This is a genomic window from Paenibacillus lacisediminis, assembly GCF_046567315.2.
The window spans coordinates 208,121-224,341 of the sequence record NZ_JBKIAX020000005.1 but is presented as its reverse complement, the minus strand read 5'-3'; the positions used below and the strand labels follow the sequence as shown (position 1 = coordinate 224,341).

Annotated in this window: 15 protein-coding genes and 2 pseudogenes; 5 read left to right on the top strand and 12 right to left on the bottom strand. The window is 48.7% G+C overall.

Annotated features, from left to right (window positions below; all coding sequences use genetic code 11):
• Positions 1-10: 10 nt before the first annotated feature.
• The gene (locus ACLD72_RS12170; protein WP_410999695.1) at positions 11-325 is read right to left on the bottom strand and encodes a hypothetical protein; all 315 of its coding nucleotides are present in this window, start codon (positions 323-325) and stop codon (positions 11-13) included.
• Between ACLD72_RS12170 and ACLD72_RS12165 the strand changes: the two are divergent.
• A pseudogene (locus tag ACLD72_RS12165) lies at positions 309-575 on the top strand (arylamine N-acetyltransferase family protein); the annotation flags it as partial. The gene ACLD72_RS12170 and the pseudogene ACLD72_RS12165 sit on opposite strands and share 17 nt — an antisense overlap.
• Positions 576-610: 35 nt before the next feature.
• Here the strand turns inward: ACLD72_RS12165 and ACLD72_RS12160 are convergent.
• The 5 genes from ACLD72_RS12160 to ACLD72_RS12140 all read right to left on the bottom strand — a co-directional run bounded on the left by ACLD72_RS12160 (position 611) and on the right by ACLD72_RS12140 (position 7,249).
• A complete protein-coding gene (locus tag ACLD72_RS12160; RefSeq protein ID WP_410999693.1) occupies positions 611-1,102 on the bottom strand; it encodes a PTS glucose transporter subunit IIA in 492 nt (163 codons plus the stop codon).
• A gap of 246 nt (positions 1,103-1,348) precedes the next feature.
• On the bottom strand, positions 1,349-3,229 hold the full coding sequence (locus tag ACLD72_RS12155; RefSeq protein WP_410999691.1) for an oxidoreductase: 1,881 nt from the start codon (positions 3,227-3,229) through the stop codon (positions 1,349-1,351).
• Positions 3,230-3,249: 20 nt separating this feature from the next.
• Entirely contained in the window at positions 3,250-4,686 is a 1,437-nt protein-coding gene (locus ACLD72_RS12150; protein WP_410999689.1) for a 6-phospho-beta-glucosidase, read from the bottom strand.
• A 13-nt stretch (positions 4,687-4,699) separates the two neighbouring features.
• Entirely contained in the window at positions 4,700-5,734 is a 1,035-nt protein-coding gene (locus tag ACLD72_RS12145; RefSeq protein ID WP_410999687.1) for a LacI family DNA-binding transcriptional regulator, read from the bottom strand.
• A 108-nt stretch (positions 5,735-5,842) separates the two neighbouring features.
• On the bottom strand, positions 5,843-7,249 hold the full coding sequence (locus ACLD72_RS12140) for a PTS transporter subunit EIIC (RefSeq protein ID WP_410999685.1): 1,407 nt from the start codon (positions 7,247-7,249) through the stop codon (positions 5,843-5,845).
• Positions 7,250-7,534: 285 nt separating this feature from the next.
• Between ACLD72_RS12140 and ACLD72_RS12135 the strand changes: the two genes are divergently transcribed.
• The 3 genes from ACLD72_RS12135 to ACLD72_RS12125 all read left to right on the top strand — a co-directional run bounded on the left by ACLD72_RS12135 (position 7,535) and on the right by ACLD72_RS12125 (position 9,713).
• Positions 7,535-7,816 (top strand): ArsR/SmtB family transcription factor, encoded by a 282-nt coding sequence (locus tag ACLD72_RS12135; RefSeq protein WP_340928440.1) that lies wholly within the window; start codon positions 7,535-7,537, stop codon positions 7,814-7,816.
• Between the two features lie 67 nt (positions 7,817-7,883).
• The gene (locus ACLD72_RS12130; protein ID WP_410999683.1) at positions 7,884-9,068 is read left to right on the top strand and encodes an MFS transporter; all 1,185 of its coding nucleotides are present in this window, start codon (positions 7,884-7,886) and stop codon (positions 9,066-9,068) included.
• A 294-nt stretch (positions 9,069-9,362) separates the two neighbouring features.
• Complete coding sequence (locus ACLD72_RS12125; protein ID WP_410999681.1) at positions 9,363-9,713, top strand: carboxymuconolactone decarboxylase family protein; 351 nt, start codon at positions 9,363-9,365, stop codon at positions 9,711-9,713.
• Positions 9,714-10,783: 1,070 nt separating this feature from the next.
• Here the strand turns inward: ACLD72_RS12125 and ACLD72_RS12120 are convergent.
• The 3 genes from ACLD72_RS12120 to ACLD72_RS12110 all read right to left on the bottom strand — a co-directional run bounded on the left by ACLD72_RS12120 (position 10,784) and on the right by ACLD72_RS12110 (position 11,687).
• Entirely contained in the window at positions 10,784-11,008 is a 225-nt protein-coding gene (locus ACLD72_RS12120) for a hypothetical protein (RefSeq protein ID WP_458475785.1), read from the bottom strand.
• A 156-nt stretch (positions 11,009-11,164) separates the two neighbouring features.
• Complete coding sequence (locus ACLD72_RS12115; RefSeq protein ID WP_458475784.1) at positions 11,165-11,347, bottom strand: hypothetical protein; 183 nt, start codon at positions 11,345-11,347, stop codon at positions 11,165-11,167.
• A gap of 34 nt (positions 11,348-11,381) precedes the next feature.
• Positions 11,382-11,687: a hypothetical protein gene (locus ACLD72_RS12110; RefSeq protein WP_410999679.1), complete on the bottom strand. Its 306-nt coding sequence runs from the start codon at positions 11,685-11,687 to the stop codon at positions 11,382-11,384.
• 283 nt (positions 11,688-11,970) lie between these two features.
• On the opposite strand from ACLD72_RS12110, the pseudogene ACLD72_RS12105 reads away from it, so the two are divergent.
• Positions 11,971-12,131 (top strand): annotated as a pseudogene (locus tag ACLD72_RS12105) (IS4 family transposase); the annotation flags it as partial.
• Positions 12,132-12,499: 368 nt separating this feature from the next.
• On the opposite strand, the gene ACLD72_RS12100 reads toward ACLD72_RS12105, so the two are convergent.
• The 3 genes from ACLD72_RS12100 to ACLD72_RS12090 form a co-directional block, all read right to left on the bottom strand.
• Positions 12,500-14,062: a M56 family metallopeptidase gene (locus tag ACLD72_RS12100; protein ID WP_410999677.1), complete on the bottom strand. Its 1,563-nt coding sequence runs from the start codon at positions 14,060-14,062 to the stop codon at positions 12,500-12,502.
• A gap of 11 nt (positions 14,063-14,073) precedes the next feature.
• Complete coding sequence (locus ACLD72_RS12095) at positions 14,074-14,433, bottom strand: BlaI/MecI/CopY family transcriptional regulator (RefSeq protein ID WP_410999675.1); 360 nt, start codon at positions 14,431-14,433, stop codon at positions 14,074-14,076.
• 314 nt (positions 14,434-14,747) lie between these two features.
• On the bottom strand, positions 14,748-16,139 hold the full coding sequence (locus tag ACLD72_RS12090; RefSeq protein WP_410999673.1) for a helix-turn-helix domain-containing protein: 1,392 nt from the start codon (positions 16,137-16,139) through the stop codon (positions 14,748-14,750).
• Positions 16,140-16,221 lie beyond the last annotated feature (82 nt).

Below are 16,221 nucleotides of genomic sequence, written 5' to 3'. Positions count from 1 at the left end.
TCTTTAATGATTACATCATAGCAACGTACTTTCTACATGTCAACGCTTTCATGATGGATTTATAAAAATAATGATGTACGATCATCAATTCGCTCGATATTCGCGCCTGAACTGAGATAGCGGTAATTTTAGGCGTTATTTGATCAGTTCCTGCTCTTTCAAAGAAAATAACGACATTTTTTGTTTCTATTTCCTTGATCACTCGCCTATTCGCCGCAATCCGGCCACGATCGTCCATAATAACGGTAAAAAATTCCTCTATTCCTCCCCAACCGCTGTTTTGCTCAAAATAAGACCATTTTTTACCGCAATCGCCCTGGATCAACTTATTCCTCGTCCGGCAACGGCATGCGAACGGCGGGAACGAATTAAGAGGCTGTATATGGAGTAAACGCGAAGGAAACTCCGTACAGAAAGAGGAACTTGTTACAAAATCGCGCTGGCTGGATGTGCTTGCGGACATATTTCAGGAACGTCTCGTTAATTACAGCACACTGGAACGGGATGAGCTTTGGAAGAGAGTATACCGCTTGCACGAGGAATGGAAAAAGGCAAAGCGGCTGTCCCCTGACTAAAGTCAATGAAGCAGCCGCCCTAATGGAGCAAAGTTCTAATAATAAATCCGTATAACACCCTGCTGTCCGTCTGTCTGGCCTTCCGCAACCTCAATCCGCTTAATATGCTCCTGGCCCGCCGGGACAATGACCGGCGTAATCACCGTGTAACCCGCCTGCTCGATCGCGGGGATATCGAATTCCAGCAGCAGTTGCCCTTGTGCAACGGAGTCACCGGAGTTCACATGAGCTGTAAAGCCTTCACCTTTCAGGGCGACGGTATTCATTCCAACATGAATCAAAATTTGCGCGCCGGATTCGTGTTCAAGCATGACGGCGTGTTTGCTTTTTTCCATCACATGAACCACCTTGCCGGCAAACGGAGCGGTCACCTTCCCTTCCACAGGTTGAATCGCAATGCCTTCTCCCATCAGTCCGCCGGCAAACGCTTCGTCAGGCACCTCTGCAAGGGGGAGAACCTTGCCTGACAGCGGAGCCGGAACTTCCAGAACCTGCTCCACAGCCTTTTTCTTTTTCCAACCAAACATACTCTGCCTCCGTTATCAAACTTTAAATGTGTGTTCAAAAAGTCAGGTTTTCAGCGCCGAGAAGGTTGGATGAAGCTTAGGGACTGAGTAGCGCAGCGTAGGATGATCCTACGTGAGCAACTGAAATGTTTCCGTAGGAAACATACATCGGAAGCATCCGCTTGGCCCGGCTGAATTCAAGATTCGATGCCGATTAAGCTCCATGATTCTACTTCGTGATCAAAAGATGACTTTTTGAACTACCTCTTATAGATTTTTGGCGATAAAATAACCTTCTCTGGTCGCATCCATCACGTTTCTCGGCTTGTTGGCGTCGCCAATGATGAAGGTGTCCGGGACGATGTTATAGAAGGAGTCGATGAGCCGCGGATTCGTCCGCATCCCCGTCGAGAGAATAACGGTCTGGGCCTTATGGAGTTTTCGCTCGCCGTTCTCCTCGTAAACCACGCCATCCGGGGCGATCTCCCCGATCCGGACGTTCATTTTGACATGCAGCGTTGTTTGTTTGTCCATCGCTTGTCTTAAAGCAACGCGATACAGAATATTTCCGTTTTTCGCCAGCAAGTCTCCCGCTTCCATAATCGTCACGTTTTTGCCGTGCCGCGCCAGCTCGATGCCGAGCTCGCAGCCGGTCGAACCGCCGCCGATCAGCACGACCTCCTGCCCTACTTCATCCATTCGGGTATATACGTCCAGCGCTCCGAGCACATGGCTTTGGTTCACCCCTTTAATCGGAGGCGTAAACGGCACCGCGCCAACGGCGATAATGATCGCGTCCGGGGACAGTTGCTTGACCCGCTCCGGTGTAGCCTCTACGCCCAATTGTACCTTAACGCCGGATTTCTTGATTTGGGTGATCAGATATTTCATGTAATTGTATAAATCGATTTTCAGTTCCTCATACTCGGCATACCGCAGCGCCCCGCCAAGCGAATCCTGCTTTTCCAGCAAAATAACCTCATGCCCCCGCTCATCCGCCACCAAAGCGGCTTTCATGCCGGCCGGGCCACCGCCGATAATAACGACTTTCTTGCGCTGTTTCGCTTTTGGCAGCTCCAGAGGAACCAGGTCGTAACGGGTATATCGCGGATTGACCGAGCAGCCGACATTTTTCCGCTCCGTGGAAATATGGTAGCAGTACTGGCAGCGCAGGCAGGGGACGATATCTTCGTCTCGGCCTTCCTTGGCTTTCTGCGGCCAGAACGGATCGGCGATCAGCGGGCGTCCCAGGGCCACGAAATCGGCCTTGCCCTCGGCGATAATCGATTCGGCTTCGGCCGGGCTCATAATCGCGCCGACGACGGCCACGGGAATCTTGACGTTCCGCTTCACTTCGGCGGCCCATTCCACGTTGGGCATATGCTCTTTAAAAATAGTCGGGGCCATATGCACATTGCCTTCGTAATTGATGTCCAGGCCCGCCGAAATATGCACCATATCGAGTTTGTCTTCGACAATTTTGATAAACTCCAGTACGTCCTTGAATTCGATCGAACCGTCGACGATTTCGGAAGCGCTGATTCGCATGTCCACGACAAAATCAGGGCCAACCGCTTCGCGCACCCGGTCGATGATCATTTTCGGGAACTTGATCCGGTTTTCAAAAGAACCGCCATATTCGTCCGTGCGTTTATTGAACAGCGGAGAGAGAAATTCAGCCGGCAGCCAGCCGTGGGCAAAATGCAGCATCACCAGATCGAAGCCGGTTTCCTTGGCCCTTTTTGCGGTTTCCGCCCAGTCGTTCGCCACCTCGTCCATCATTTGCTCGTCCATCGCTTTTACGATGGTGCCGTCCGCTCTGACAAGATCGACCGGGCCGATCGCATAATCGTCGACGCGCGCGTATTGGCCTGAATGGATCAACTCGAGGGAAGCCTTCGCTCCGGCCTGATGGGCGACAATGACGCGGTTTCGCGTTGCTTCCATCTGGTATTTATCAAAGGCGTAGGGCTCGTCCGGCCGGGAATAGCTCGCTCTTTTACGGCTGACATTGACGCTGCCGGTAATGATCACGCCGGCGCCGCCGATCGCTTTGTCATGGTAAGGCCCCGCGGGGGTGGCGATAATCCGGTTGTGGAACACTACATTTTTAATGCGGATCGGCTTGAATAGGTTGGGAAATTTCATCCGTACCACTCCTCTGTCTGCTATTTATCGGGATCATCCAACATCTCGCCGTTTGACAAAATGACATTTTTATACCAGTAAAAAGACTTCTTCCGTTCGCGGTTCAAAGTTCCCCGGCCTTGATCATCCCGGTCCACGTAGATCAGGCCGTAGCGCTTTTTCATTTCCCCGGTGGAGGCGCTGACGAGGTCAATGCAGCCCCAGACGGTATAACCCATCACGTCTATCCCGTCCAGCAAAACCGCGTCTTTCATATGAGCGATATGTTTTTTCAAATAGTCAATCCGGTAATCGTCTTGGATCATCTCGCCTTCCCGTTTGTCGTCCACGGCGCCAAGGCCGTTTTCCACCACAAAAATAGGCAGCTGATACCGGTCATACAGGTTGTTTAAAGCGATTCGCAAACCTAAGCCGTCGATTTGCCAATCCCAGTCGCTTTTCTCCAGATAAGGGTTGACAATGCCGTCCAGCATGTTCCCTTTCACTTGAATTTTCCGTTCGGGGTTAGCGCTCGTGACAAGGGACATATAATAGCTGATGCCGACATAATCGACGGTTCCGGCCATCAAATCCCGTTTGTCTTCCGGCGTTACATCAAGCACGATTTGCTGCCGTTCCAAAAATTTATCGGCTTTGGGAGAATAGTAGCCCCTGACCTGAACATCGGAGAAGTAATAATGAAGATCCATATTGTGCATATTTTCCAAGTTGTCTTCGGGGGAACAGGTTTCCGCGTAAGACAGCGGGTACAGCATCATCATACCGATTTTGAAATCCGGATTGATCCGGCGCCCCAATTCCACGGCTTTGGCGCTGGCCACCAATTGGTAATGCGCCGCTTGATACACCGCTTGCTCCGGGCGGTCGTATTGCTCGGCGCGGATGCCCGCGGCAATCAGCGGATTCAAAGTAATGACATTGATTTCATTAAAGGTCATCCAATATTTTACTTTCGTGCGGTATCTCCGGAACAAGGTATCACATAGCTTGACGTAAAAATCGATCATCTTCCGGTTCGTCCAGGAACCGTATTTCTCGACCAAGTACAGCGGGGTCTCATAATGGGAAATCGTGACCACCGGTTCGATTCCGTATTTAAGGCACTCGTCAAACACCCGGTCATAAAAAGCCAACCCTTCCTCATTTGGCTCCGTTTCATCGCCTTGGGGGAAAATTCTCGTCCAGTGAATGCTCGTTCTGAAGCATTTGAACCCCATCTCGGCGAACAAAGCGATATCCTCCTGATAGCGGTGATAGAAATCAATCGCCTGATGATTCGGATAATAAACGTCATTCAGAATGCCTTCGGTATACAATCGGCTTTGGCCATGCTTGCCGGCGGCGGCGACATCGGCGGTGCTCACTCCTTTCCCCCCGATATTCCACGCCCCTTCGCATTGATTGGCCGATACGGCTCCTCCCCACAAGAAGTCGTCCGGCAACTTCCGAGTTGACATACGGTTTCTCTCCTTACTCTCTATTTTTAACGGAACCTCTTTCGATAATTTCCGATTGGAAAATAGCGTCTTTTTGCAGTTTTTTCACCACGTCCGCTTTCGTCTTGCTTCCTTCCATCATCGCGATCAAAGATTTGGCCACTCTCCGCATAATCTTCTGCTGATGCAGGTCCACCGTCGTGATCGGGGGAGTAACCATTCTGGAAATCGGATAATTGTTGTAACCTACGATCGATACATCCTCAGGCACGGCAATTCCGTTTTCCAGCAGCTTTTGCAAACCGCCGACCGCCAGATCGTCAGTGGCGTAAAAAATCGCGTCGACCTGCCCGGAAGCGATTTTGCGGATGATTTTTTCCGTAACACCGTATCCATGGTCGTAATCGCTGCCGCGCGCCTCAAAAATGAGCTCCTTGTCGAGCGTAAGCTGATATCTTTTTAAAGTTCGCAAGTAGCCTTTATACCGGTAACTCGTCCCGACCGAAGTTTTGCTGCCCCTGACGAAGGCGATTTTACGGTGCCCTTTCGCAATCAGATATTCCGTAATATCCTCTCCGACGCGTTCATAATCCAGGGCGACATTGACCGCATTCTCGTTCGCAATTAACTCCGGCGCTCTGCCCATGACAAAAATCGGCATGCTCTTGTTGGCATACAAATTGACAAATTCGTCGGAAATAAACTTGGACATACAGATCACGGCATCCGCTCTATTTTCGGAAATAAACCGCTCCGCCGTACCTCTGTGCTTGTCGTTTGCCGTAATAATAACCAAATCGATATTTTTCATCATCAGCTCATTTTGCACGACGGTTAAGGAATCCGTAAAATACGGGCGGGTCGGATTATCGGTTATGAGCAGAACCACATTGGTTTTTTTGCGCTGTAGATCGATCGCCGAGCCGTTTCTGACATAGTTCAACTGTTTTGCCGCTTCTCTTACTTTGATTTTGGTTTTCTCACCGATTTCGGGACTGTCGTTCAAAGCCATGGACACAGCCGAAACCGAAATATCCAGCAGTTTTGCAATATCCTTGATCGTAGCCATTTCTATTTGCACCTCGCGCCTATTCATCCGTTTTTATTTTTATTATAGAGTAGTTTTAAGAGTCTGCGCGATCTGCGGCTTCGGCTGCCCGACGTTGGCGTCTCCCGTTTATGCCTGCGGCTTTTTGAACCGGATATTTTGCTTGCTTAACAGAACCGTCGTAAAAAACGATACGATCAGCGTAACGCCCACGGCGATAAAATAAGTCAGCGCGGTCGGGGACGACAGGAATGCCGGCAATCCGAACAAACCGGTAAAGGCAAAGTTCGTAATGTAGGTTTTGGTCACGCCGCAGATAATGCCTCCGGCCAAACCGCCTAGCGTCAAGGAGATGAAATATTTTTTGTTCTTCATCACCACCCCGTACAACCCGGGTTCGGTAACGCCCGACAGAAAATTGACGAAGGCGGAGGAACTGGCGATTGTTCGTTCTTCCTTGTTTCTGGAAATCACCATCACGGCCAGGCAGACTCCGAGCAGCGCATAGTTGCCCATTCCGCCCGATCCGAGGCTGTATTCCATGCCATGTTCCGCCAGGTACGATAACTGCAGAGGCAGGACGACCCAGTGTATGCCCAGCATAATGACATAGACAAACAAAGCCCCGAAGATCGCATTAAAGATAATGACATTGGAATTAAGGAAAAACTCGTATCCGTCAGCGACAAGATTAGCCAAAAATCCGCCGACCGGCCCAAACACCATCAAAGTCAAAGGAACCATGATCAGCACGGACAGGAGCGGTACAAAGATGAACTGGAGCGCTTTGGGCAAAAATCTTTTGAGCAGCTTGTCCAGATAAGAGTAGGCCCAAATCGCCAAAATGATCGGGATGACGGTGCTGGAAAAATTCATCGCGGTAAAATGAATCCCCAAAAAGTCGATCACATTGCCCGTTGTCGTAATCCCCGTAATATTCGGCTCCATCAAAGCCGCACCGATCACCGCGCCAATATAAGGGCTGGCCCCAAACTTTTGCGCGGCCGTAAACGCCAGCAGGATCGGAAAGAAATAAATCAAGGCGTTGCCCGCACCGGCCAGAATCAAATACGTATTGCTTGTGTTAGGGAGAATCCCGGATTGCGCCAAAATATCGATCAGACCTTTAATAATCCCGGAGGTCGCCAGAATGGGAATGTACGGCGTAAAAATCGCCGAAATCGTGGCAAGCAGCTTATCGAACCACGATTTTTTAGGGGCTTTGGCGGTGGTTGGAGCGCTATCCCCCGGGTTGGCGGGACCGCTGTCCAGCGCTTGTGCGTCTGGGCCGGTCTCTAACTGCCGCATAATCTCGGCATACATTTCATTCACTTGCGGGCCGATAATCACCATCGTTTGCCCTTGAGAATCGACTACCCCGAGCACCGCCGGCAGCGCTTTAAGCGCGTCCCGATCGGCAAGAGAGCTGTCGTTTAGTTCAAAGCGCAGCCTTGTGGCGCAATGAATCAAGCTGGAAATATTGCTCTTTCCCCCCACTAGCTTGATAATGCTTGTTGCGGCCTCTTTGTTACTCATTTTTGCGTCACCCCGGTAACTTTTTTCTCATGTGCTCGCGTTTACTGAAACGTTACAGTAAATGTTCAAAAAAAATCGTCTCAACAATACTGAAACGTTTCAGTAATGCTTTAAAAAAATATCTTTCCCTGCAGGTATGCCCCCAGTATAAACGACAATATTCGACTTGTCAATAAACCGTTTTCAAAAATCCCGGGAACAATCCCCTTTACTTTTAAGTAACGCAATGCTAATATGGATTTCGACAGTTATAGAACTACAGAACATGTGGAAAGGAGACCATAAATGGGGCAGCTTCAAGAAGATATCGGGCAAGCGGTAAAAGTGTATAAAGCTTTGGGGGAACCCACCCGGCTGAAAATCGCTTTATTGCTCGCGAAAGAGGATTATTTATGCTTCACCGCGGTCGGCGAGAGACTTGGATCGGTTGCCGGTTCAACGCTATCGCATCATCTGAAGCAATTGACGGACTCCGGCTTGATTGATTTTCGCAAGGACGGATCGTTTATTTACTATAGCGTCAATCGGGAAATGGCGGAGAAATACGCCCCTTATTTATTGTCGTAATTTTTTTTAAGCATGATTTCTATAGTTCTAGAAATGTAAAAATGAAATGAATAAGGAGAGGAACCACATGAGGAACTCATGGAAAATTTATGTGCTGGCCATTGTCAGCTTTTTGGTCGGAACTTCGGAATTCGTTATCGCCGGCATATTGGATATGGTCGCAAGCGATATTGGGGTATCGGTAGCGGCGGCCGGGCAGCTCATCAGCGTCTACTCGCTTGCCTATGCGATCGGAACTCCCATTCTAATTGCACTCACTGCTAGAATGGAGCGAAGAAAACTGATGCTGGCGGCCCTAGCGTTATTTTTCGCAGGCAACGTCATTACCGTCACAACGACTGGTTTCGCCATGCTGTTCGGGGCGAGAATTATTTTGGCGATAAGCACAGGGGTATTTATGGTCGTCGCCCTGACCGTTTCGACCAAGATCGCTCATCCCGGCAAGCAAGGCAGCGCCATCGCTACCGTTCTTCTGGGCTTTAACCTCGCGCTCATTCTCGGGGTTCCGCTGGGGAGGATTATTGCCGGCACTTATGATTGGAAACTGATCTTTACGGGTATCGGAGTACTTAGCCTGATCGCGATGTTTGTTCTTTTGCTGGCGATCCCCAAAGCGCAGGGAGATGCTCCCGTTCCGATTCGCGAACAACTTTCCTTACTGAAAAGTCCCCGAATCTCCGTGGCTTTGTCCATCAGTTTTTTCTGGATATTCGGATACACGATTCTCTACACCTATATCTCGCCGTTCCTTCTGACGATTACGGGAATGAGCGAACAAATGGTAAGCATCGCTTTGTTTGCCTTTGGCTTGGCCAGTCTCCTTGGCTCCCAAGTTGGCGGCTACGGCGCGGATAAATGGGGAATCCCCCGCACGCTGATCGGAGGCTTGCTTTTTCACACCGGTGTCTTATTTTTATTGGCGGCGTTCCCCCATTCGACTATCCTCGTGCTGCCTTTGCTGATGTTATGGGCCTTTTTCGCTTGGTCGACAGGACCGGTTCAGCAAGTTTTCCTAATCGGCATGGCGCCGGAGGCTTCGGGGATCGTCCTAAGCTTGAACACATCCATCGTACAGTTGGGGATGGCTGCGGGGGCCGTCATCGGCGGCATTATTGTGGAAGGGATGTCCCTTGCTGCGGTCGGTTGGCTCGGCGGGGTTGGCGTCGCCATTGCCCTGATCCCGGCGATGTTCGCTTTGTCCCTGCGTTCGCGGAGTAACAAACCTAAGCTAACCGGCACATCGGAAGCGTGATGTCCGTTATGCCGACGTGATACCATAGTTCAATCGAACAGCGACAGCCCGGAAGGTTATTTTCCCTTCCCATGGCTGTCGCTGCTTGCGTTATTGCGCGGTGTAACCGCCATCCATCACGATGGCTTGCTATCCCATGGAAATTAGGGATTATTTTAAAGAAAGGAAAGTATATCTCATATGCGGTACGCGAATTCATAACGTACATTTCATCGCTATATAAAGAACACCTGGAAGAAACTGAGGTATAGTATCTCCTGTCAGCAAAACACACACTTTCAGGAGGACGGTAAAATGGATAAAAACCGGTACCAACACGGCTTCGATAAATTGATGGAGTACACTCTGCCAAACCATGATGAAATATCTACCCACCTCAAGATCTCGGATGATCTCAAGGACATTGCTCCAGATGTAGCAAAATACATTATTGAATTTGCGTATGAACAACGTGCGCTAGTTACCATTTCATCTCTTGTAACCCAGGGTACAGAGCCACAGTTGGAAATGCATATTAACACAGGTCTTACATTCGGATTAACAGCAGCTCAAATTGTTGAAGGCATCATTCAGTTGATTCCATACACAGGATTTCCGCGTGTCCTTAATGCCCTTGCAGCCGCTTTTTGCTCAGCGAAACATTAAGGTTGAAACTTCTTAAACGCTAGTGTAATCCTAAAAATTTACGATTTTTTATAAAAAAGGACGCTCCCGCATCTTCGCTTGAGCAGCATCCGAGGCAATAAAAAAAACCCTGACGGCGTCCTTTAATGGCTCTGGCCTCTACTTTGGCTGCTCTAACGGACACCAGCGGCCTTATCCGCCTATTTCCCGGGTATTTCCCAGCCTAACGGACCTACATACCTTTATTTCGCTCTAAACCAGTTCATCCAGGACGATTTGAGGTAAATAAGGTCTTCTGTGTCCGTTACACTTTGCAAACCTCCGTTTTTCCTCAAATAACGGCTCTGGTGTCCCTTAGCCTCCAGATTACTCTTCTCCTCCCCTCTCTACCTACGCATCGCCCTCTACCAGACCCGAAATTTTATAACTCAACTTTCACAGAGCAAAAATCAGCTTGAGTCCTTGAGCTGAAGGTTTTCAAAGAATTAAGATAGTCGACTGGCAAAATAGAAAAACACTGCTTCGTTTGGTAAAGCGAGAGTGACGAGCTTCTACGATCAGACAGAAGAGGTGTGTTTCATTGTTATAGACCATCAGCCCGACCTAAATCAACTGCCAAACGAATCATAGTATTCTTTTCTGGCTCAACCTTATCATCCTTGCTTACCAGTCAAGCCGAAAACCGATCGTGGCAAGAAACGCGAAAGGGCGAAGAAAGCTTGAGGACAGGGAAGACCGGTGGGTTGGGCGGCAGATCAACACTCGCTGTCTGGAGACTTTGCACGATTATCCCGTTTGATCAGGGTAGCAGAGAAACAGACAAGCTCGGAAGAAGAAAATATTTGGTGAAGAAGTTGATCGATTCGAGATAATGAGACTTCTTAGAAGAAGAAAGCAGGTTTAGGGGGGGTGAAACAGAACGGACAAGAGTCAAGACAGGAGATCAAGGACAAGACGCGAGGGAAACGAAAAGACCGTGATTTTGCTGTAGCCTGAACCCTTCCCTCTGCAGCAACGCCTGTACCGTTCATGTTAGCCCACACCAAGCAAGTTGATTCGCATTAAGCTAACCTACCGTCCAAGCGCCACCATCAGGCCGCAGCCGCAAGGGGCTGATTCGGTTGGCGTGCGATCAGCCGGCGGTAAGGGAGCGCCGGAATCGCCACACACATGCGCAGTAAATTCTGCCGCATCGTTTCTTTCGCTCCGGGCAGGTGCAGCCGGCGGCGTCCGGTGTATTCGTTTAGGTACGCCTGCAGATGCTTCAGTCCCAAGGCTACAAATGTACTCTTCAGTGATTCCCACGCCTCTCTCACCACTTTCCGCAAAGGCGCATACAGCCGCTAGGCTAGAAGGAGCGATTGTACCGCCGATGTACGGACATCCACATGCCCGTTGATGAACGCGGCGAGTTCGTGACAGTTTGCTCTTTTTCCGTCTCCTCTCTTATGAGGTATCAGGCGGATTTTGACCTACTCCGGCTCGCCCGACTCCGTGACCGTGCATCCCGCTATGACCGCCGTGGCATACGGGTGCAGAAACTGACACCGGGACGGATTGCGCCCATACAGATCGCTGTTCACCTTCACGTCTCCGCAGAGCAGCTCCTGGGCATCGAATTCTAGGGCGGCATGGCGTATTTTGTGCAGCATCACCAGGCGGTTTTGTAGGTGACCCGGATCACCTGGCTCAGCCGAATCGCCGAGATGCCGCCCTCAAGCAGGAACAACTCCAGTGCCTTGAACCACTTGGGCAGGGGCAGATGCGTTCGTTCAAAAAATCGTACCGACCAAAGCCGACGTTTGATGCGCGCACCTTCCGCACTCGAACAAGAGGATACGCCGGGAAGTCAGACGACTGCACCGTGTGTGAGCGGTAGCGCGAGCAGACGAAGCCGTTCGGCCACTTCATCGCGATCAGCGCCTCCATGCAGGCCTGCTCGCTGTTATAACGGCTGGTGAATGGTTGAAGTTCCGTTCCTGCATTGACCTCCATGTTCGCTCGCCCTCCAAATCAAGAATTTGCGAACGTGTGTTCTATTTATTTCATTATACCAAACGTACGTTCCTTTATCAAGCCGAAAATCTCACCTGAACCGCCTCATTTTTTCCTTCTCTCTTTTTCTTCTCTCTTTTTCTTCTCTCTTTTTTGGGAACCCTTGCTCTAGCCCCCCCACCTACTCCCTGCTCTCTGAACGAAAGGGATAATCGTGCAAAGGCAAGCAGCAGGCAGGGACACCAAGACACCAAGACACGAACCCTTTAGATAGCCCCCCACCTGGCGTCGATTTGAGCCACTGCTCGAAACGGCTACGGTGCAAAAGGTAGATGCGCTGACCTCGGCGGATCGTAACGTCCTCTTCATCGTTGGCGCTTCCATGCTTCCATGTTTGAGCGGAATCGCAGCAAAGCGGTCGAGTTGCTTGCCCGATTTAGGGAAGACACTGTCCGCCTCTGATTCAGCGTCAACTTCGGCACTGGATTGCTGCTTTACCCAGCTAAATCAAGGCTTGTCTGCCGATTTTTTGCTGCGAAAGTTGAGTTAATAAATTCTATAAAGTAAAAAAAGAAGCCTCCCTTATTCGAAAAGCTCCTGTCAATCTTGAATTATACTTCTAAAATGGAAGACATGGATAATGCACCACTGGCAACGTGTCGCCAAGGTTTAGGACCAGCGTTGCTTCCGTCGATGTTCAGACGTGCTTTCCCTTATTGCTGGCAATCCGCAAAATCCTTTGAAACAGGCGAAAATTAGCGGCAATAATAACAACTCGGTCTGCCTACTGGTTGTATCAACGATACTATATCTCATTCAGTCGGTATTTGTGTCTCCAAGCCAGTCAGTTTATCTCCGTTTGTTAAATCCCGTATTGTATTGACATTGATAACACCTTCTTCATCAAATCTTGAAATCATCTCACCTTCAGCATTAAAAACATCTGCGAATGTTCTTACGGTTTGCCCCTTGTAGATCAGGCGGTCTTTGTCAGCGTCATATTCAAGTCCAAAATCTTTATAAGGAGCAAAGATATCTTCTGCTTTTTCATCTGAAGTTTGATTTACCGTAGCTGCACCAACGACCTTATCGCTTGCCTGAACTTCAAAAGAAGCTAAATCTCTTGATTCAAATTCTTGTTGACTATTTTGCTGAATTTTCATAATAGAAAGGTCAGTATTTCTTATCACTTTTACATCAATAGTTCCTTCCTGAGTATAGTGAGAGGTTTTAGCACTTGCACCGTCAGTAAACGGGATTTCATCCTCAAAAATACGCACTAACTGGCCCTCGTAATATAGATTGTCATGGTCTAAATCCGCAGTTAAACCAAATGGTTCGTATTTTTCATACGATTCGGCTTCGTAGCTGGACGTATTGGTATCAGCAATAGCTATACCTGTATTTGGTTCGTTTTCTGATGGATAGGTTGATGCAAACACCGCTGTAGCACCTACTACAAGCAGAGCGGCAACAAATATTACTGCTATCGAATGCTTCTTAATTTTCATAATAGACACAATCCTTTCTTCGATCGCATTTTTACTAAAATTGTTTACAAGAGGTGTAAGTTGGTTCTTCTTTTCCTCTAACTCGATCAAGGTCAGAGCATAAGAAGATTTCATATTTCCCCCAAATGTTCTCACAACGGTTTCGTCACAGGACAGTTCAATATCCCGGTTTGCCAGCACATACATCAGCCATACAAAAGGATTAAACCAGTGCAGACATAATGCACTAACCAGCAATAACTTGGTAAACGTGTCAAAGCGCCGGATATGCACAAACTCATGCGTTAGGATATAGCGCAGCCGGGTTTCATCCGTCCAATCCGTTTGCTTAGGCAGAAGTATTACGGGCCGGAATATTCCATAGGTCAGCGGCGAGGCAATCTTATCCGACTGCCGGATTTGAACATTTCGCCTTGTTGAATGCTTCTGCTGCCAGAGCTTCAGAAACGCATTGTCAACCGGAAGCGCGGTTTTATACTCCCTGCGGCAACGAAGATGTGTTACAAGAAAAAACAAGGCGCAGGCTAACAAACCAATAAGCCAAATCACTAATACAAGCGAATTATTTTCAGGCACCGCTTCCGGCAAGGTTGGAATGGTTTCTGTAATAGCCATATGGTTAGGGGAAACAGACATTCCTGTTAGAGTCAAATCCGCTTCATAAAATCTGTTTTTCAATATATCCGCAATAGTAAAAATACTGAACCTTGACGGGATAGAAAAGGGCATCAACAAGCGGCATAAGACTACTCCCCACAGTGCAAGAAAGGTCTTTTTGGGCAGCTTGTGCAGTAGCAACGCACGGATTACCACTATGACCAGAATAAGGATAGCAGCCGAAAAGCTCATTTTTAACAGGCTCATAACCATCCCCCTTACTCGAGTCTGTTAACAAGCTGCTTTAGTCTTTCGATTTCTTCCGCAGACAGGTTTTTACGTCCTAAAATGGAAGCGACAAGCTGATCGGCAGCACCATCATACATTTTGTTGATTAGTTCCGTTGTTTCAAGTTCTCTTGCCTGTTCAATGGACACAAGGGGATGGCATAGAAAATTCGGCTCAATGCGCTTAATAGCCCCCTTGTCGATGCATCTTTTGATTAGGGTGTAAGTCGTGGTTTTATTCCATCCGACTTGCTCTTTCAGGGTTTCCGCAATTTGCTTTGCTGTTGTATCGCCGTTTTTCCAAAGAACATCCATTATCTTTAGTTCAGAATCGAATAACTTTATTTGCATGGCTAATCTCCTTTGCCAAGGCGTTTTACTGCAGTAGAATATCTGTGATTTCATTTTACTCGAGTAGAACGAAATTGCAAATATTTCCTTGGTAAAATTTTGTTTGTTGCACTTAAATAACACCATATTTCCACTACCAGCTTAAAAATCCAATAAAAAAAGCCGAAATGCCAGGGCTTTTAACCCTAGATGGATCGACTTTAACATTTCAATAACCAGTTATGTTTCTAAGGGAAAATTACCCCCCAACCCCGTTCTCCCAAGCCGTTGTTCCGCCGGATGGAGGCGTAATCCCAACGATGCCGGCGCCCAAACTAATCACCAACACGAAGGCCAGAACCCAATTCCGCATCTTTTAACACCACTCCCATCAATGTTTCATAATCTTTCAGCTGCTGAGCCGAAGCTTGCCCCCTATGCTGCTCGAACCAAGGAACCATCTTAAAGAAATGCTCCTTGTTGTTGAGAGAAATCCCATAGCTTAGGGCATATAACAACTTCTCCAACCCGGCAGCGATCTCCTTGTGGCGAAAATGGTAAATCGCCAGCTGGTAAATCAAGTCGAGATAACGATCCTTGTTGACCAGCGAAACATAGTAATTATCGGACCGGCTATATAAATTTGTACTAACTGAAAACTCTTTTAATACATCGTCTATCAAAAAATTGTTAATATTCGCCGCCTCGACGATGATTCGCAAGCTGGGGAGAACTTCATGCGGATGGTTTTTCAGGAACGCCACGTATTCCGGGAGAATCGCTTCGTTGCCGTTCAATACCTCCAAATTGTACCTGTTCGCTTTGGCCCAGATTTTAAACTTCGCCACCTCTGCCCGGCCGGTTTCGTTTAAGCCCTCGAACCAGCTTAGATCCGCATAGCCGTCAACGCAATCCAGCGCTTCGCCGTATTTGCCCTGGTGCTCCAGCGCCGATCCTTTAAGCAAAAAGCTTTGGCCGTAATACACCACCAGCTCGCGCTCCGATCTGGCCCCATCGAAAAAACCCCGGTTTTTTTTGTTGCACTCATAGATGTTCGTAGCCAGAGCCCGCAGTTCATAGGCAAAAACTTCGACGTACTTCCACCGCCGCAGCGTGTAATACACATTGGCCAAATGCAGCAGCCCGTCGAGCTGAATATCCTCGGGCAGACGGTTGCGGTACGGCTCGAACCAGGTGGCGGCCCGCAAGTTTTTTTCCGCATCGTCGCCGATGGATAAGCGGAACAGCCTATACTGGCTGATCGCCAGCCGCTCGGCATGCTGATACTTCTCATTTTCGCAGACGCTATAGTAGAAAAGAATCGCCGCTTCATAATTGCCGCTCGCATACAGCTCTTCGCCGGTCGCAAAAACCATCGGGAGATAGGACAGGTCCTCCGTTACACGCGATAATACTTCCTCAATCCTTGCCAACTCCCCAATTTCCGCGCACCGCAGCAAAAACGCCTTCAACCGCCGCCGGTTCGGATGATTCGTATTGATACATTCGTCGATATAAAACGAATAGTATTTCCCGGGAGGCTGATCAAGGGCTTCAGTAATGGAATCCAACTGACCGATCGAGATCGGTTTGGGAGGATTGCCGTTTAAAATCGCGCTGAGCGTTCCGCGATTGATTCCCGAGCGATTGGAAAAGCTGTTCAGCGAGTAGCCTTTCATCTCCAACTGATGGCTGATTACCGAACGTATCGTTGATGTTTCCGTCATTCCTCTCTCCCTCCCGCCCCATTTTTACTATATTTTTACACATTATATGAAACTATGAATCAAGGGTCAATTTAAAAAAAGG